We start from the raw sequence: 19,120 nt of genomic DNA, 5'->3' as shown, positions 1-19,120 counted from the left end.
CTGATGCTGTTCTCATAGCCAAAAATCACTTGCAGAGTGCTGTTGCTTGAGGGAACCTCTAAATCATTACCACTATCATCAAACTCTGCTTCAAATGTATCGGCTTCATTGCCGGCATGGTCCGTAATGGTTGCGGTTAAAAGACGCTGATAAAAAACCTCATGAACAGGTTTGTCTCCCACCCTCACCTCAATAAAAGGATGCGTGCGCATTAATCCCATAACCGCTTCACCACGCTGTTCTTTTCTTGGCTGACAAACTCAGGCAGAATGACCTTTAAGCCCCGTGGTAAAAACACACCATATTTGGCAATCTCTGGATTAGCTTCCAGTGTGGCTTCTAAATAGCCGTTTAGTCCCCCAACTTGAGAACGGTCCCCTAACACAGCCATGACATGGTGAAAGCAAAGGAGATCGAGGCTCATATCCTCTAGCTCTACAACAACATGTTTTTCTGGTATCTTCATAAAGTTTGTCCCACTTGGATTTGTCTCTCTTGGTATTGTCCTTGTGGTTTTCCGCCATTAAAAAAGGGCAAGAGCGTAATGGAATAGCGGATGCGCTGGGATTGACCAGAGCGACTGATATAGTCGTGGTCTTTATTGATCGTGGTGATTACTACGGATCCATGGAGAAGGACACTATAGGTCGTATCATTAATCCAACGAAGCATCTGGACCGGCTTTGCTCTTCGAATAGTTGTAGTGATGGCATCTATCGCTACTCGGTCACCAAATTCTTCTGGAAACCAAACCCCATGAATGGTTTTTGCATCATTGCCATAGCCGGTAAATTGCAAACTGGGTGCCTTGCCAAAACGCTCCATACAAACCCATGAGGCAGAAAACTCTTCTTCAAAGGATTGGAAATTCAGCCAGTCCACATAAAATTGATGCGGTCCTAACATCATCAAAGGATCTCTCATAGGCTCCCTCCCCTCATTCTGTCCCGCCATGCAGCGCATTAGCACGTGCCCGTTGCAAAGCATGGGCAACCGCACGACCAGTGGCCATGGGTTCACGCGCCCCATTAACATGCACTGTGACATTTTGATTGTGTGTGATGGGGGAACGGTCTTTGTCTCTTTGCTCTCTCGCAGATGAATTTACAGGAGAAGCCCCCGCAAATTGTGGTATGGGTTGAATGGCTGTTTTACCCCCCAAAAAACTTGGCAAAAACTCTCTTACATCAATGGAACCAATCCACCCCTTAATGCGGCTAGGCAAAGATTTACAAAAATCCATCAATTGTGAGATAGACGACATAAAGCCATCGACAATCGAATTAGCCAGATCTTCGCCCGCTTGTTCCATACCAGCCTTGGCACTCTCCGAGAGCTTTTCCTGTGTAAAAAAACTCTTCAACCATTGCCAAAAGTTGGAAAAGCTTTGTTTAACGCCCTCCCACAAATTGCCAAACCACTCGACAACAGAGGAAAGTCCTTGTTTAAACTTTTGCCAATGGGAAGAGAAGTCGAAAGCAGCAGCAATGATGTTTTTCCATTTGGTGATGGTTGCCGTATCGGAACCAAAATAAACCAAGACGTGTGCGCCAGTCATGGTAAAGCGCAACACACGTAGAGCAATGTTAAAAGCCATCAGGGCGGCAATAGTTTTGATAATGGCGCTCGTTAAAACGGGATGGTCCTTGCCCATGCCATTTTACAAAACGCGCATTTAATGGTAAAAAATAACCATAAAAACAATAAATTATCACGTATTTCTAACTAATCTCACCTCTTCCCACTTAGTACAAAACCTAATGTCAAACTACATCAAACGGAGTTTTGTATAGTATGTAGCCTTTCGGAAATTGTGGCTTATCGGCGGATTCTACATATTTTTATATTTTATTTGTTCAAAGAAGATACTGAGCACTCAAAGAACCCTCAACGCTCTATTAAAGCCTTCTCTCATTTTTGCTGTCAAAAACTCATTCGATACATAATGTAGGTAAGAACAATCAATTATCACATATCCACTCTAATTTCACCTTTTTCCACTCAATATAAAATATAAAGTATAAAGTAAATTATACACAAAAATATTTGTTATTTATTAACTTTAAAAATATAAAATATCTTATTTTTTTGAAAATGTACAATATTAAAAACACTACTATTCTTATTTATATTATATTTTTAATTTATTTTTATATAACTGTACTTGTTTAATTATACATCAATAAATATTAAAATAAATGAATATTGATATAAAATAATATGTACCATTAATAAAAAACTTATTTTTAAAATATAATTATATAAAAATACATTATGAAATAAATTTAATATTACATAATTAAACATAAATACAACTTTAAATTTGACAAAAAAAGCAAAACAAAATATCAAAGTGCTGTGTTATTAAAATAAAAGCAATATCTATTTCCACTTCTGCTTATGAAGTTAGCGGGAAAATGAATGTTGGGGGCTTTAAAAGGAGTAGACTGATGCCTAAAAAATTTCTTCTATCCTGCACAGCAATTGTGGCAGTTGTACTTTCTGGTATCAATCTTAATGCACAAGCTAAAAATCTTGAAATTTCAGAAAATAAAAAAGAAGTTTCCAACGAAACCTACGAAATTATTCACGCAAAAAAAGGTGGTCAAATTATCGGCAAGCATTTGACGATAATCGGAAACAAAAAAACAAACACCAACATAGGCACAAATGCGCACGCTATAACAGCTGAAGGTTCTAACACTGCGATTGAATTACTGGATGGTACAACCATTAAAGGAACTGGTTCTAGCATTTTCTTCGGTCTTGAAGCAAAGGATGGTGCTACACTGAAAATGACTGGGGGAACTATCACAGTTTCCAACACTGGCACTAAATTCTTGAACAGTAAGAATGCTGAAAACAAGCTAAAAGATATAATAATATCAAGTGGCAAAGGCAAAGCTCCACTAACTTTTGCAATATTTGCAGACAAAGACAGTGAAGTCACTTTAGAAAATGTAAAAGTGACTAAGGCAACGAATAGCGTTACAGCAAATAATAAATCTGAAATCACGATATTGGGAGGATCATTTGATGCCACAAAGGCAGCAATATCTGCTTACAATGGCAGTCGCGTAACTCTAACTAACAATGTTCAAACTACATCATCTCATGGCACTGGACTCCATGCAACAGATTCAGAAACCACAATCGAAATGACGGGAGGAAGCGTAATCACAGAAAAAATGGCGTTGGTTGCAGAAAACGGTGGACATATCAAGGTCACGGATGTTGCGTTAACTGCGACGAATGATAAAATCGGAACAGTTGTCGCCGGCGGTCCGAACAGCGTGATTGAATTGCATGGGAATACAACAATTAAGAATGCTGTAATCGGTCTTCATGCACAAAACAGTGGAATGATTAAAATGATCGGAGGGACCATTACAGCTTCTGCAACCGGCGCTGGTTTCTATAATAGTAAGAGCAATGGAAACAAGCTAAAAAATGTGAAAATATCGGGCAGTAACCATAAAGAGCCTAAAATCACAGGAATAGGTGCCGACAAGGAAAGCAACGTCACTTTAGAAAATGTAACAGTTACGCAGGCAAAAAGTGGCATAGTTGCAAATAATCATTCTAAAGTAACGGTTTCTGGAGGATTATTTGAGGGCAAAAACGTAGGGGTATACGCTGGAAACGGCAGCAACATTACTTTAACCAGCAATAAAAAAGGTAACGTTCAAGTTACATCAACATCATCGAATAGCAAAGGACTCTACACAAATGGTTTACATTCTACCATCACAATGACGGGAGGAACAGTAACCGGAGAATTAGCGTTGGTCGCAGAAAACGGTGGACATATTAAGGTCACGGATGTTGCTCTAACAACAAATGAACATGGGGGCAAGGTCACTGATGTTCCTATAATAGGCGCAGGAGTCAATAGCGCTAATAGTATGATTGAATTATATGGCAATACAACGATTAAGAATGCTGGTGTTGGGCTTGTGGCAAGTAACGGTGGCGTAATTAAAATGATTGGGGGGACTATTACAACTTCTAAAACTGGTGTTGGCTTCGTGAACAGTAAGAGCGCCGAAAGTAAACTAGAAAATGTAATAATATCAACCGGTAAAGATAAAAATTCAGGCAAAGGAATTCTTCTAGAGAAAGAAAGTGGTCTCACTTTAAAAAATGTAAAAGTGACTCAAACAGGCAACAGCGTAATTGCAAATAATCGTTCTAACATAACAATCTCTGGAGGATCATTTGATTCAAGCTATGCAACAATATGTGCTCAAAACGGTAGCAGTATCACCTTAACGGACAATGCTCAAATTACGTCACATGATGAAGCAGGCCTCTATGCACGAGACTCAAAATCCACAATTACAATGACAACAGGAAACGTGACAGGAAAATATACAGCCTTAGAAGCAGACATAGGTGGCCATATTACGGTTACAAATGTTGCTTTAAAAGCAACTAATAATGGCAGTGGTGTAGCTGCTGGTGCAGCTGCCTCTGGCTCTAACAGTGTGATTGAATTGCTTGGCAATACAACGATCAGTGACGTTAAAATCGGAATTGATGCGCAAAACGATAGCACAATCAAAATGATCGGAGGAACCATTACTGCTTCCGAAGCAGGCGTTCACTTGTTAAAAAACAAGAGCAATAACAAACTGAAAGATGTAACGATATTAAATCGTAAGGATAATGCACTACTAATCAATGCAATAATTGCAAGAAGAAGTGCCATTACTTTAGAAAATGTAACCGTTCCGCAAGCAATCAATAGCATAATTTCAGATAATGGTTCTCAAATAACAGTTTCTGGAGGATCATTTAACGCAAAAGGTGCAGCAGTATCTGCTATAAACGGCAGTACTATTACTTTAACTGACAATGCTCAAATTACATCATCTGATGACAGTGGGCTCTATGCAAAAGATTCAAAATCCACCATCACCATAACGGGAGGAACAGTACAAGGTAAAACTACTGCATTATTTGCCGGAAACGGCGGACATATTAAAGCCACGAATGTTACTCTAATAACAGCAGATAATAACGGATTCGGTGCGGAAAGCCAAGATGTTGGCAGTTTAGTTGAATTATATGGCCATACAACGATTAAAAATGCTGAGATCGGACTTTATTCAGAAAATGGCAGCACAATCAAAATGAGTGGAGGGACAATAATTGCCGAAAATAGTGCATTTGTTGTAAATAATAATGGACATATTGATGTAACAAATGTTTCTGCCACAGCAGAAGATAGAGGTATCGCATTTGAAAAGTCTAAGAACAATAGAACATCAGAAATCAATTTAACCAATACAAAACTTCATATTAAAAACGGTACTGGAATTAATGCAAATGAATCAATTGGTAAAGCCAATCTCAAAAATTCAGAAATCCGTGCCAATGTTTTATTAGTAACCGAAGCTTCAACGAAAAAAAATGATTTCACTTTTACACTAAACGCCGATCGCTCCATCTTAGACGGCAAAGTGAGCACTGAAAAAAAATTCAAAACAGTCTTTGATTTGCAAAACAATACGAAATGGACATTGAAAACAAGCACAAATAAAAAAAGCCAGAACAAAAAACTGCTTGATATTGCTCAAAGAGCACGTTCTGATATTTCTGTCCTTAACATCAATAACAGCTCTATTGTTTTTGAAGAGCCAACTGAAAATCATTATCACACGTTGCACATAGGATCTGGCAGACCAAATACTAAAAAAGTCTACAATGCTACAGGAAAAGCAGAAATTCATTTCAACGTCGAATGGAGTGATAGTGCTGCCATAAACAAACAAAAAGCTGACCATCTTCTGATTCACGGTGATGTTTCAGGGACTACACTGGTTTATATCACTGGACATTTAGAAAAGAACAATATTAAAGCAGATGCTTCTGCTCTTACCAGTGCACGTGGTCTTTCACTCATTCAAGTTTCTGGGAAAGTAAATCAAAACTCTTTCAAACTTGCACAGGACTATATCACAATAAGTGGTTCACCTTATAAATATATACTGAAAGCTTATGGACCACAATCAAACCACAGTAAAACAAATGCTGAACAAAACCTTTTAGGAGAAAATAAAAATTTCTGGGATTTTCGCTTACAACCAGTACTGCTTGATAGCGACTCAAAAGTAAAAACCATCGTGCCATAAATACAAGCTATTTTATCATGCCATGTGCTCTCTTGTATGCTGGATTGACCGATATGGATAAGCAAAGTGCAACTGTTAGCCAATATGCGACATCTGTCTTAAGGAAAGAATAAGACAAACGGAATGGCTTTTTCTTATACGCCTATAGAGAAACAGGAAGCTTATTTTCTGATAAGTAGTGCTCCTAGTAAATATGGTTATAGCAGTGCTCATCTTCACTATGCTGTTCTACAAGGAGCTATTAACCTTGTCGCGCAGAAGGGAAAAATATCTACAACACATTTGGGTCTTGTCCGAACCTACGGGCAACTCTCTTTCACCCCCAAAGATATGCAAGACAGCAAGTAAGAGCATATTGAATAAATAGTCATTTCAACTCACCGCCGCCTATGGCAGTAAACAGCGTGACAATGGTTTCTATCTTGATACGCTTTTATCCTATGGGATAATAAAGGGAGATATCACCAATGCTCTCATTGGTAAAACTGCAAAATTGAAAAACGCCAAAATGTTGAGTATCTCCACCACTGTTGGCAAACAATTTGCAACGGGTATTCAAGCCGTAACATTCGAACCGCAGGCACAGCTTGCCTATCAACATTTGATGTTTGATACCATTAAAGATGCTGATAATCTGACCATTGAGATGCAAAATCCTTCTCAATGGATAATCCCGTGTTGGTGGACGTTTGACAAAAACCATTGCCACTGAAAACAGCCGTCCTATGTCTTTCTATGGAAAAGTAAACTTAATCAAAACCTTTGGTGATGATCAGACATTCCATATTGATAAGTATTATAAATGTGACCCCTCGGGAAGTTCCGTTGAAGGTGGGCTTGGTATTAGTGCATAATTGTCCGCTAACCTCTCCCTTCATGGTGATGTCAGCTATCAACAAAAGCTTCAAAAAACTGGTATAAGTGGTGCAAGCTTTTCAGGAGGAATACTCTATCAGTTTTAAATCAAAACTGTAAAAATAGCCTATTCAATTTAACAAAAAGGCAGCATATTGCTGCCTTTTTGGTTTATTATAAGCTGTTTTTAAGCGCTTTTTTAAATAGAGAACAGCGAAATATTTGAAGACATTCATTGACCATTGGATGTTTTTTACAAAAAATTCTTTTTATAAAGAATAAAATTGTAAAAAAGAGAACAACCAAAAACAAAATGATATTGTAAAATAATGAGAAGCTTTTCTAGAAAATACAACATTACTATCTTTTGTTATTTCTCACGAATTTAATGCTTAAAATGGTAAAATAACACTTTTGAACATAAAATGATAAGTAAAAAATAATGCAATAATATCAAACAAAGGGATGTATGTTATAAGTCACTCATATATTTCAAAATGGAAGTTCTAATAGGATTTAAAATATTACAGCTCAAACACTGCCCAGAAAATTCATACTGAAAAAATCCTATTATCCCCTTCCCTCTTAACAATGCCGCCAAACATCTCCAGAAACTTCAAAACAAATAAAATTACATTTTCTCTTCTGTAAAATTGATCATGCTCTTTGCTCTCTATGGACAATAGGCTCTATACTTGCTTCAAAAAACTCCTTTGTATAATCGTGTTGCGCATGTAAATTACGCAATTCATCATTGCTAAGCTCTTCAAGAATAATCCCTTTATGCATAATTCCAACACGTTCACAAATATGTGCAACAACAGCAAGATCATGGGATACCATTAAATAAGTAAGCTTTTTTCTCACGCGCAGTGATTTCAACAAGTTTAAAATTTCAGCCTGTACCGACACATCCAATGCAGATGTTGGCTCATCAAGCAACAACACCTCTGGCTCAATAATTAAAGCACGTGCAAGAGCAATACGCTGACGCTGCCCTCCAGACAACTCATGAGGATAACGATAAAGAAATGAAGAATCTAAACCAACGGAATCTAAAGCATCCTCCACCCGCTCTCTTTGATTATCCATTCCATGGATTTTGAGCGATTCAGAAAGAACCGTATGGACCATTTTTCTTGGATGCAGCGAAGCATAAGGATCTTGAAAAACCATTTGAATACAGCGTAAAAAATCCTTACTTCTTTTCTTTTCAACTTCTTGTCCAGCAAAAAGGAATTTTCCACTATAATCTGGAATAAGCCCCACCAATGTATTCAAAATAGTTGACTTTCCACATCCGGATTCACCAATCAAACCATAAGCTTCACCACGTTTAATATGAAAATTAACATTTTTAACAACTGTTACTGCCTTATGCCTGTGCCCAAAAGTTACAGATAAATTAGAAACATCAATAATATTCTCACAATTTGTCATGAGGAACCTCCTCAACGCCATTAACAATCGTAGGATTATACAACCAATCAGGATCACGCTCAGGAACAGCCAAAATATCAACTGGATTATCAAGCCGTGGCAAACTCGCGAGCAACGCCTTTGTATAAGGATGACAAGCGTGAGACAAATTAGAAGCAGGCAACTCTTCTAAGACACGGCCCGCATACATCACCAAAATACGATCACAAAAATCAGCAATCATATTTAAATCATGACTAATGAAAATAAGTCCGGTTCCAGATTTTGTCACAAGTTCATCTAATACAGATAAAACTTGTCGTCTGACCGTAATATCAAGTGCAGATGTTGGCTCATCAGCAATAATTAAATCAGGTTTTGGAATGAGCATCATTGCAATCATCACGCGCTGCCCCATCCCCCCAGATATTTCATGAGGAAAGAGACGCATCACATGTTCAGGATCACGAATATGAACAGATTCTAACATAGATATGGTGCGCTCCCTCGCTTCAGCTTTTGAAACACGGTAATGAATACGGTAAGCCTCCATAATCTGTTCCCCGATCCGTATTAATGGATTAAGTGAATATTTGGGATCCTGTAAAATCATTGAAATACGTTTCCCACGGATTTTTCGCATCTGAGGTTCACTTGTGGCCAATAAATCAACATCCTCAAAGCGCATTTTTTTAGCTTTAACAATGGCTGCTTTTGGACTCAACCTTAGTATTGCGCGCCCAGTCATCGATTTTCCAGATCCGGATTCACCAACAATTCCAATTTTTTCTTTTCCAACAGAAAAACTAACGCCACGCACAACTTCTGAAATGCCGCGCGTTGTAGGAAAAGAAATACGTAAATCTTCTACTTCTAATAATTTATTACCCATTGCGTGGATCCAATACATCACGAAGACCATCACCTAAAAGGTTGAAAGCAAGACTTGCAAATAATATTGCACAGCCTGGTATTGCCGCCAACCACCAATTTGTCATCATAAATTCCCGCCCTGAAGAAAGCATCGCACCCCATTCAGGACTTGGAAGTTGAGCTCCCAACCCTAAAAAACCAAGACCAGCAGCCGTTAAAATAATTCCAGACATATCCAAAGTTAATCGTACAATCACTGAAGGAATACACATGGGCGCAACATGAAACAAAATAATTCGCCAAGCAGAGGCCCCTTGCAAGCGAACTACAGAAACATAATCAGAAGAACGTATTGTCAAAGTCTCAGCACGTGCTAAACGTGCAATTGGTGGCCATGCTGCAATTGAAATTGCAATAGAAGCATTTTCAATCCCTGGTCCCAATGCGGCTGAAAATGCAAGAGCTAAAATCAAACCTGGAAAAGCAAGAAAAATATCGACAATGCGCATGAGCACAGTATCAACCCATCCGCCCATATAACCAGATACAGTTCCAACAATAAGCCCTATTGGACCTACAATAACTGTTGTAAGAAAAACAACATAAAGAGTAATACGGGAACCAAAAACAAGGCGACTAAAAATATCACGTCCCAATTCATCTGTTCCAAAATAATGCGCCATAGAGGGTGGCTGCAACCGATGCCCTAGATCATTGCTAAGAAAATCATGCGTAGCAATCCAAGGAGCAAAAAATGCACATATGATAATAATACAAATAATAAGCAGACCGAATACAGCCGAAAAGTTATGAAAAAACTTAGCCAGTGCGTGATAAATTCTTTGTATGTTCGCTTGAATTATGGAGTTTGGAACAGGATCGTTTAACCAACTACCTAAAGAAGATGATGATTGCGATTTATGATGATTACTTACTGTCATATTCAACGTGTCCTTGGATCAAAAATGCGATAAAGCAAATCAGAAAATAAATTAATGGCGACAAAGATAAATCCTACAAGTAAAGTACATCCTACAACTGCATTCATATCTCCGGCTAAAAGAGCATTTGTCAAGTAATGTCCAAAACCAGGCCAAGCAAAAACTGTCTCCGTTAAAACAGCCCCTTCTAATAAAAAAGCATAAGAAAGTGCAACAACAGTAATAATTTGAACAGCAGCATTTCGAAAGGCATGCCCCCAAACGGTTCGCGCCCACGATAATCCCTTTACACGTGCAGTAATGATATATTCCTGATTAAGCTGCTCAATCATAAACCCACGAGTCATACGGCTAATATAAGCCATAGCACCGAAAGCCAAGATCAAAGCAGGCATAATAACGTGACTAAAAACATTACCAAAAGCCTCCCATTGTCCTTGGCTTGCAGTATCCCAAAGGAAAAATCCTGTTTTTGGTTCAAAAGAATATTCATAAAGAAAATCAAGTCGTCCTGGGCCACCAACCCAGCCAAGCTTGGCGTAAAATATTAACAACGCCATTAATCCGAGCCAAAATGTTGGAGTAGAATAACTTACAAGTGTAAAAACACGGACAACATAATCAATAAATGAATCGCGATACATTGCTGCAAAAACACCAAATGGAATTCCAAGACTTGTGCCAATAACAATAGCAACGGTTGCAAGCTCTAATGTTGCAGGAAACACACGCATAATATCCGCTAGAACAGGTCGCCCAGAAGTTAAAGCATCTCCAAAATCAAACAAAAATACATTATGAAGATACTTCCAATATTGGACAATCAACGGCTTATCAAGACCCAGCTTATAATACATTGCATCATAAGCTTCCTGACTGATATTATCACCAAGAATAGACAGAACCGGATCTAGAGGAAGAAGATGACCAAGAAAAAAAGTGATCGTCACCAACCCAAGCAATGTGATAAAAACTGAAATAAGAAGTTTCAATCCTTTGCATAAAAAATCCCATAAAAATAATTTTTTCTGCTTTTCTGATACAGCTCTTTCAGTCTCTGAAAGTGGCAAAACCATTATAAAAATCCCCTCTGTAGCGACAAAACATAAAGCAAATACCTTTTTATATAACAAAACAATCTCTTATTAAGCATGTTCTACAATCCTTTTCTATAACATGCTTCTTTTTATTTTTCTGCTTCATTGTAATAAAGTCTATAACTGTTCCAAATCCATTTTTTGACATCAGGTCCCATACCAACGGTATAATATGTCTGAAATAAATAAACCATAGGACCATGCTCTAGCACATAATGCTGTAAAGTACGATATCGCACAATGCGCTTATTGGGATCTTGCTCAAACAAAGCATCCATCACCATGTTATTAATATTTTCATCATAATACCCAGCGCGCCAAGCTAAATACATATTGTGCTTTTTTGTAAATGTTGGATCAGGGTTAAACACGTGATTTAATGAAGCAGGATGTCCATCAGGATCGGCACTCCCCCACCCCATAATAGCAGTATCATAATTTCCACCACGTACACGGCTCAACAATTGATTTTGTGCCATTTTTTCAATTGTAAGCTCAACACCAATTTTGCGTGCATTGGCTTGAATAGACTGTGCAACAGACGACATATAACTAAGGCTTCCAACTAAAAGATTAGCTTTAAACCCATTAGGATAACCAGCTTCAGTAATCAGTTGTTTTGCTTTTTTCAAATCCAACTGAAAAGGCAAACCTTCTTTTTCATCTAAAGCACCTGGAACACCTAAAGACATATAAATTGCCCGTGGAATAGCAATCCCTTTCAAAACAGTTTTTCCAAGACCTTCATAATCAACCAAATAACGAAGTGCCAATCTGACCTTTTCATTCGCAAAAATTGCATTCTTATTATTTAACGATAGGTAAATAATCTGCGGACGCAAAACACGACTAATTTTGACTGGGCCTCCTTTTTTTTCAAGATCTAAAATATCCTCTGAAGAAAGATCACGCACTATATCCACATCGCCTTTTTCCAAAAGAAGTCTTTGACTTGATGAATCCGCTACATGCTGCACAACAATCTGCTTAATTTTAGGCACATCGCCCCAATAATGTTGTGTCGCCTCTAACACAACTTTATCTCCTGGAGACCAGCTCACCAATTTATAAGGTCCAACACAAGCTGTATGTGTTGCTAAATATTTATTCCCCATATCACCGTTAATACTCTGTGCTTCAATTGTTTTCCGATCAAGCAAAGCAGAAGCATAAGATTGTCCAATAACAGTCAATATGAGCTGAATAGGATAGGGTTTATCTAATTTTAATTGTAAAGTCTTATCATCAAGAGCCTGAATATTTGTTTCAATATTGTTTTTGGTAAACCCATAATCCATTAAAGATTGAGCATAGCTTAATCCTAATTTAATAATCCGTCGCATCGACCATACCAGATCTTGCGCTGTAGCCATCCTTCCATCATTAAACTTTAAATCATCACGAAGATGAAAGACTATTCTTTTGCCATTATCTAAAACGTCCCAAGATTTTGCCATAGCAGGGCGAATTTTTGTAGGATCATGCTCATCATATTTCACTAACGCGCTGCAAATATTCGTCAATAACTCACTCGTCACAACCTCAACAGTTTGCGCTGGATCAAAACTACTAATTGAATCAATATTCCATGCCATTACCAATATATCTTTAGATGAGGCACTGAATGCCGATGTTACAGCCCCATTAAAAAAAACGATTGAGCTTAATAAAATAGAAAATTTTTTCAATATTCTTTGTTTTCCCATTTTATCTCTTCCTTTTGTATTCTTCTACCTTTTCACACAAAGTGATTGTGATTTTGCTTAAATAGCATAGCATTAGACATCAATTTCATTTAATCAAACTAAGCACCTATAAAATAATTTTCTTATACATCAGTCTATATTCGGGATGCAGAGAATCTATAACCATAAACAAAGATCCTCCCCAATATAACTTTCTATATTCATCGCTCCCTATAAACGATCTTAATTATATACTGCTACTACACAAACATCCCTCACAGTTTCGTCCTTAAAAAACTGAAGAGCTTTATATGGGAGAATACTTTCATCATGCAATTATGATTAAGCTCTTTTTAGCTTTGATAACACTAAAAAGACACACTTATTTTTCAATTTTACTATAAAAAATACGCGGCGCACTATTCCAAACCCACTTTTTGATATCAGGCGTCATCGCGACAACGCTATATTGTTGAAAGATAAACGCATAAGGTCCTTTTTGCATCAATTCACGTTGTAAATCAGCATAGAGTTGTGCCCGTTTTTGCGGATCTTTTTGAAATAACGCCTCTTCAACTTTTTGATTCATATTGGCATCAAAATACCCATGCTGCCAACTAGGATAGGCTGTATTTCTAGCCTCAAAACGATTATCTGGATTGAAAATAAGACGTGAAGCCATTGTATGAGGATCCACAGAATCATTATTCCATCCGATAAAAGCCGTATCAAAAGCCCGTGCATTAACTTTTGAAAACAACTGTGTACCTGCTACACGTTCAATTTTAAGACGCACGCCCGCCTGTGCAGCACTATCCTGGAGTGACTGAGCAAGTAACAAAGTATAAGGAGTGTTTGACACGAGAAAATTTGCCTCAAATCCGTTCGGATAACCAGCCTCTGCTAAAAGCTGTTTTGCTTTTTGAATATCAAGTTTAAAGGGTTGCCCCTCTTTTTCATCCAAAGCCCCAACATTGCCAAGAGGAATAAAACTTGCCCGTGGGATACCAATCCCTTTGAGAAGCTTCTTGCCAAGACCTTCATAATCTATGAGATAACGCATCGCCAAACGCACTTTTTCCTTAGCAAAAATAGGATTCGTCGTATTGAATCCCCAGTACATCATAGTTGGCACTAACACTCTTTCAACTTTAACATCTGTTGTTTTTTGCAGATCTGCAAGATCTTCAGGTGTCAAATTACGAGCAACATCAATATCATGTTTTTGCAACAACAAACGTTGTGTTCCAGGCTCTGCAACATGGCGAATTAAAATCTGCTTCAGTTTAGGCGCTTGTCCCCAATAGTGAGAGCTTGCACGCAACAAAAGAGCTTCTCCAGGACGCCAACTTTTTAACTGATAAGGACCAACACAAGCAGCATGGCTTTTCAAATACTGATTTCCAAAATCGCCATCTTTTTCGTGTTTCATAATCGTCTTACGATCAAGCAAAGCTGTTGCACGACTCGCAACAATATTATTAAGAATGAGCTCTGCTGGATAAGGTTTATCAAATTTCATCACAACCGTTTTCTCATCGGGAGCTTGCAAAGCATCATCAACATTTTGCTCTGTAATTCCATATTCATTAAAAATTGCCGCATTACCCATCTTCAATTTGACAATCCGCTTCATACCCCAAACAAGATCATTGGCATTGGCTGATCGACCATCATTAAACTTCAAACCATCACGTAAATGAAAAGTAATCACCGTACTGTGATCATCACCTGAAACATCCCAATGTGTTGCTAAAGCGGGAACCATTTTAGCAGGATCATCTGTCGCAGTACTGACCAAATTATCACAAATATTGTAAATAATTTCACTTCCATAAACATCATTAAGTTGTGCGGGATCAAACGTACTGATTGCATCAAGATTCCAAGCCATCACAAGGGTATTAGCCGGTGTTTTTGCTGAAACTTGTTGTGCAACCATTGCCAATGCCATAAGAGCAGAAACAAGAGAGCTGCTACTTTTCAATATTGTTTTCTTCAAGTTCATAAACTTTTCCCTTTATTTATTTTTATCAATTAATGACGCTGAAATAATATAGCAAATTTATAATTATAACATTGAATAAATACGTTCTAATCGCCTATATTTTTAATCACCTACACAGAGTCATCTACTTGATAAATTCATTGACTTACGTCTCAATAAACCATAACGAACATGCAATATATGTTTTGCTAACCAGTATTACATTCTTTTCATAACCTCTTTGCATATGATAATGCACTATATCAGTTCTCTATTAATCATCAATAAGCCTTGTCGCCCCAAAAATAGTGAGCTTTAAAAAAATCATTACGCAAAAATTTATGAATTCATTATTCTATTCCTTTAGGCGACATTTAAAATAAAATATGCAAACTTTAAAAATAGTCATCCCCCTCAAACACTGTTTCAAGATACGGCGCATCTTTACTACATGACCAAAACGACACTGAAACAGCAGAAAGACATAAGAAAATATCTTTTCTAAAACGCTACCCCCCACAAAAATCTGCTTAATCTTTTGAAAACTAAGTGTCAAAAGTTTTACGTTTTTACCAACAAAACCAAACGCGTTAACAAAAATAAAGGAAAAATGAGAAGAAGCATTCCTTCCACGCTTTATCTTTTGAGAAATAAAGCTTACAATAAAAGAATATACACTAAAATGCATTCTCTCATTGATAAAAATAAAATTCATTAGACGTTTCCCCCCTAAAGACATAACGAATATAAACCCTTCTAAACTTTGGCGTGCATCATTGCTTTACCACTATAAAAATAGAATAGAAAACAACATATCGCAACAGAACTCTCGTTTCCAGCGGAAACATACAGAGATTCAACGAAGCAATGTAGTGGATACAAGCCTGCATGAGCTTAATCATCTTCCAAAAAATTGGAGCGCACACGCGGCAAGATCACTCTACTAATAGAGGAAAGCTATCAGATAATAAAACCCAACACAAGCAGCTTGAGTCATTTAACTTCAATTTTTCATCGCTGCATTTCATTTTATATTGCCTAGGTAAGCATTGGGCAATCAACCTACATATAAATAAATCAACAGTCATACAAGCAAAGAAAAACAATGCAACAACAGCACCCCATCTAACAACCACTTTGCATTCGTCAACAAACATGAATAAAATATTCATTAATTATAACAGTCATGTTATTAACGGAAATAAAAAAACTCTTCTGAACCATTACAAATACCAAAGACTGTTTCATAACACTGAGAGCTAGTAAATGTGTGATGGTGCCGATCTTCTCCTTCATAAGCGTAAAGATGGAGTGCACGATGGATTTACTGTCATAGTATTCATGAGCTGCGTCACAAAATGGGCCTTGGTGTAACTAGATGTTTCTTTAAAACATACAAGACATCACCATGATCTAACTTCAGATACATAACAGTTAAGATATCACTCCTTTTTGCGTCTGTTTTTTCATCCTCAAAATTATACCTTTATCGTTTTTAGTGCCAACAACAATAGAAAATCATTACTATTGTATAGTTTGTATATTTCAATTATCTTATACAGCGGAATTGTATAACTTATATATTTGTTAAATAATTCAATTATTATCCTATTAATCATTACTCTTACAAAAGAAAGTTTGCCAATTTATCGACAAAAACATCCTTCAAGATGATCATTAACAATTCCTACGGACTGCATAAAAGCATAACAAATTGTGGGGCCAACGAATGTCCAACCACGTTTCTTCAAGTCTTGAGAAAGACGAAGAGAAGCAGGTGTCATAGGGTTAGCTAACAGTGTTTGAAAATCTATTTTTTCATAACGCTCCAATTGTGGTGGTTGAAAAGACCAAAAATAGTGGGACAAACTCCCCCACTCTGTTATAATTTCTTGTGCTCTCAATGCATTATTAAGCACTGATTGAATTTTTCCTTGATGGCGAACAATGTCTTTATTCTGCATTAACATTTGCACCTTCAGCTCATCATAATGAGCAATCTTTTCAAAGTCAAAGTGATCAAATGCAACGCGAAAAAAAGAGCGTTTTTTTAAAATTGTAAACCAAGAAAGCCCCGCTTGGAAACCTTCAAGACAAATTTTCTCAAACAAACGAATATCCTCAAAAATAGGCTTTCCCCATTCGGTATCATGATAAGCACAATAAAGTGGATCCGTTCCAGCCCATGCGCAACGAACTTTTTCATCCACTCCCTTAAGAAGACCTTCCGCAAGCATGGCATTAACCGTATTAAAAGAGAGTTCCTTGATCATCGCTTGGCGACTTTATCTGCTTGTGTTTTGACCGTTTAGAAAAAACAGGTTCTTGTGTTGCAACACTGATATCTCCATCAAAAAAGCGTAAATTTATTTGCCCTGTTTCAGGAAACTGAACCAATCGTTTAATGGGCTTATGATCTTTCCCCAAAGCCAAAACAAAACCGCGCTCCAAAATATTCTGATATGAAGTGCTTCTTAAAAGCCTAGATACTACCTCTAACCCAGCACGTTGTTTTTCCACACTACGCACAAAAGCACGCTGAAGACGTGCCGTATATTCCTTTGTATTGCGTTGTGCTTTTTCAATATTTAACAAACGCGGTGAAAAACGCACACCAAGTGCATGAAAAGAAAAACGTTTTTTATCGTAGCTTACACAAAGAGCACGCTGCAATCGACTTGAAGTTTCATCTAAACCACGCCGTGGTAAAGCAAAAAGTTGATCGGCAGTCGGAAGAGCTCGTAGAGTAGCACGCAATTTTTGTCGATAAAAATCCAAATAACGCGCGAGTCCCTTGCGCAAACGTGCATCAAGCGATGCCACCAGCACCTCGAGATCAAGCTTAACAGGAACAGCCCGTTCTGCTGCGGCGGTAGGAGTTGGAGCGCGCCAATCAGCCACATAATCAATCAAGGTCCAGTCCGTTTCATGCCCAACAGCAGAAATAACAGGAAGAGAAGATTCATAAACAGCACGAACAACAGCTTCGTCATTAAACCCCCACAAATCTTCTAAACTTCCTCCTCCCCGTGCAACAATAATAAGATCAGGTTTTGGAATAAGTCCACCTGGACCAAGAGCATTAAAACCTTCAACAGCAACAGCCACTTCCCTCCCACTTGTTTCCCCCTGAACACGTACAGGCCAAACCAAAATATGCAACGGAAAACGATCGGATATACGATGAATAATATCACGAATAACAGCACCTGTTGGTGATGTTACAACGCCTAAAATTCGAGGCATATAAGGCAAAGTTTTTTTCTTTTCTTCATCAAACAAGCCTTCTTCTAAAAACTTTTTCTTACGATTTTCAAGAAGTGTCATCAAAGCACCAACCCCCGTTGGTTCAAGAGCCTCAATGACAATTTGATATTTCGATGACCCTGGATAAGTTGTAAGTTTACCAACAGCAACTACTTCCATCCCTTCTTCAGGAGGGAATTTGAGCTTTTCCATAACTCCACGCCAAATAACAGCCTCCAACCGTGCCTTATCATCTTTTAAAGCAAAATAAGCATGTCCCGAAGCATGAGTACCACGGTACCCTGATATCTCCCCACGCACCCGTACATAACCAAACTTTTCTTCAACAACACGCTTTAGAGCCCCTGCTATTTCGGAAACAGTGAATTCTGCCACATTTGTTACACCTGTTTTTTCACTAAACAAACTTACCATTTTTCAATTCTTTACGCCCGTTTCTGTGAATCTTTTTGAAACAACACATCTTTAAACTTTTGATTTATAGCTTCATCAAAATACCCATAACACCGGCTAGAACAGCTTATATTTTTAATTTCAAATCGATTATCAGGGTTGTAAAAAAACTTGAAGCCGTTGTATGGGGATGTCTAGAGTCATTATTTCATCCGAAAATTGTATCAATAGAAGCTAAAATATTCAATCCTAACATCCAAACAAACACATCTTCTATAAGAATTCCTGAAATAAAATTCTCTACACAACATAGTAATCCATTCCCGATAGAATTCAATGTATTGCAAAGTATTAAAGAGCTTTACAATACATCAAATATATCATGACCCTGTTTTTTATATTTTATAAACTTGATACCTTCTTATTTTTCAATTGCACTATAAAAAATACGTGGTGCACTATTCCA

At 37.6% G+C, this 19,120-nt stretch carries 11 protein-coding genes and 3 pseudogenes; 2 read left to right on the top strand and 12 right to left on the bottom strand.

Features of this window, described 5'->3' with window-relative positions; genetic code table 11:
• The 4 genes and pseudogenes from ACFINL_RS07890 to ACFINL_RS07875 form a co-directional block, all read right to left on the bottom strand.
• Positions 1–221 (bottom strand): annotated as a pseudogene (locus ACFINL_RS07890) (late control protein); the annotation flags it as partial.
• Positions 212–466 (bottom strand): tail protein X, encoded by a 255-nt coding sequence (locus ACFINL_RS07885; protein WP_375638846.1) that lies wholly within the window; start codon positions 464–466, stop codon positions 212–214. The pseudogene ACFINL_RS07890 and the gene ACFINL_RS07885, both read right to left, overlap by 10 nt.
• Entirely contained in the window at positions 463–924 is a 462-nt protein-coding gene (locus ACFINL_RS07880; RefSeq protein ID WP_375610994.1) for a phage tail protein, read from the bottom strand. The genes ACFINL_RS07885 and ACFINL_RS07880 overlap by 4 nt, the downstream gene beginning before the upstream one ends.
• A gap of 13 nt (positions 925–937) precedes the next feature.
• Complete coding sequence (locus tag ACFINL_RS07875; protein WP_375651316.1) at positions 938–1,654, bottom strand: hypothetical protein; 717 nt, start codon at positions 1,652–1,654, stop codon at positions 938–940.
• Between the two features lie 763 nt (positions 1,655–2,417).
• Here ACFINL_RS07875 and ACFINL_RS07870 point away from each other — a divergent pair.
• A pseudogene (locus ACFINL_RS07870) lies at positions 2,418–3,662 on the top strand (autotransporter outer membrane beta-barrel domain-containing protein); the annotation flags it as partial.
• 1,515 nt (positions 3,663–5,177) lie between these two features.
• A pseudogene (locus ACFINL_RS07865) lies at positions 5,178–7,099 on the top strand (autotransporter outer membrane beta-barrel domain-containing protein); the annotation flags it as partial.
• A 550-nt stretch (positions 7,100–7,649) separates the two neighbouring features.
• On the opposite strand, the gene ACFINL_RS07860 reads toward ACFINL_RS07865, so the two are convergent.
• From ACFINL_RS07860 to xseA, 8 genes are all read right to left on the bottom strand, one after another.
• Positions 7,650–8,432 carry an ABC transporter ATP-binding protein gene (locus tag ACFINL_RS07860; protein WP_273790734.1) on the bottom strand — a complete coding sequence of 261 codons (783 nt, stop codon included), beginning with the start codon at positions 8,430–8,432 and terminating at the stop codon, positions 7,650–7,652.
• Positions 8,419–9,303, bottom strand: coding sequence for an ABC transporter ATP-binding protein (locus ACFINL_RS07855; RefSeq protein ID WP_375647233.1), 885 nt, complete (start codon positions 9,301–9,303; stop codon positions 8,419–8,421). Before ACFINL_RS07855 ends, ACFINL_RS07860 begins: the two co-directional genes overlap by 14 nt.
• Positions 9,296–10,225 (bottom strand): ABC transporter permease, encoded by a 930-nt coding sequence (locus ACFINL_RS07850; RefSeq protein ID WP_273790732.1) that lies wholly within the window; start codon positions 10,223–10,225, stop codon positions 9,296–9,298. Before ACFINL_RS07850 ends, ACFINL_RS07855 begins: the two co-directional genes overlap by 8 nt.
• Positions 10,226–10,227: 2 nt before the next feature.
• On the bottom strand, positions 10,228–11,301 hold the full coding sequence (locus ACFINL_RS07845) for an ABC transporter permease (protein WP_375613823.1): 1,074 nt from the start codon (positions 11,299–11,301) through the stop codon (positions 10,228–10,230).
• Between the two features lie 110 nt (positions 11,302–11,411).
• Complete coding sequence (locus ACFINL_RS07840; RefSeq protein WP_375647229.1) at positions 11,412–13,028, bottom strand: ABC transporter substrate-binding protein; 1,617 nt, start codon at positions 13,026–13,028, stop codon at positions 11,412–11,414.
• A gap of 361 nt (positions 13,029–13,389) precedes the next feature.
• Complete coding sequence (locus tag ACFINL_RS07835) at positions 13,390–15,015, bottom strand: ABC transporter substrate-binding protein (RefSeq protein WP_375651314.1); 1,626 nt, start codon at positions 15,013–15,015, stop codon at positions 13,390–13,392.
• 1,625 nt (positions 15,016–16,640) lie between these two features.
• Positions 16,641–17,267, bottom strand: a complete 627-nt coding sequence (locus tag ACFINL_RS07830) for a DNA-3-methyladenine glycosylase I (protein ID WP_375612273.1) — start codon at positions 17,265–17,267, stop codon at positions 16,641–16,643.
• A complete protein-coding gene (xseA, locus tag ACFINL_RS07825) occupies positions 17,245–18,675 on the bottom strand; it encodes an exodeoxyribonuclease VII large subunit (RefSeq protein ID WP_375612272.1) in 1,431 nt (476 codons plus the stop codon). Before xseA ends, ACFINL_RS07830 begins: the two co-directional genes overlap by 23 nt.
• Positions 18,676–19,120 lie beyond the last annotated feature (445 nt).

Origin of the sequence: Bartonella sp. AA78NXGY (assembly GCF_042197005.1) — a bacterium.
Classification (GTDB): Bacteria; Pseudomonadota; Alphaproteobacteria; order Rhizobiales; family Rhizobiaceae; genus Bartonella.
Note: the sequence above shows the minus strand (reverse complement) of the source record. Positions and strands in the feature narration are given on the sequence as shown.

Excerpts from the sequence above, each read along its gene's own strand:
- ACFINL_RS07885 (WP_375638846.1), bottom strand. The coding sequence starts at position 466 with ATGAAGATACCAGAAAAACATGTTGTTGTAGAGCTAGAGGATATGAGC.
- ACFINL_RS07880 (WP_375610994.1), bottom strand. The coding sequence starts at position 924 with ATGAGAGATCCTTTGATGATGTTAGGACCGCATCAATTTTATGTGGAC.
- ACFINL_RS07875 (WP_375651316.1), bottom strand. The coding sequence starts at position 1,654 with ATGGGCAAGGACCATCCCGTTTTAACGAGCGCCATTATCAAAACTATT.
- ACFINL_RS07860 (WP_273790734.1), bottom strand. The coding sequence starts at position 8,432 with ATGACAAATTGTGAGAATATTATTGATGTTTCTAATTTATCTGTAACT.
- ACFINL_RS07855 (WP_375647233.1), bottom strand. The coding sequence starts at position 9,303 with ATGGGTAATAAATTATTAGAAGTAGAAGATTTACGTATTTCTTTTCCT.
- ACFINL_RS07850 (WP_273790732.1), bottom strand. The coding sequence starts at position 10,225 with ATGACAGTAAGTAATCATCATAAATCGCAATCATCATCTTCTTTAGGT.
- ACFINL_RS07845 (WP_375613823.1), bottom strand. The coding sequence starts at position 11,301 with ATGGTTTTGCCACTTTCAGAGACTGAAAGAGCTGTATCAGAAAAGCAG.
- ACFINL_RS07840 (WP_375647229.1), bottom strand. The coding sequence starts at position 13,028 with ATGGGAAAACAAAGAATATTGAAAAAATTTTCTATTTTATTAAGCTCA.
- ACFINL_RS07835 (WP_375651314.1), bottom strand. The coding sequence starts at position 15,015 with ATGAACTTGAAGAAAACAATATTGAAAAGTAGCAGCTCTCTTGTTTCT.
- ACFINL_RS07830 (WP_375612273.1), bottom strand. The coding sequence starts at position 17,267 with ATGATCAAGGAACTCTCTTTTAATACGGTTAATGCCATGCTTGCGGAA.
- xseA (WP_375612272.1), bottom strand. The coding sequence starts at position 18,675 with ATGGTAAGTTTGTTTAGTGAAAAAACAGGTGTAACAAATGTGGCAGAA.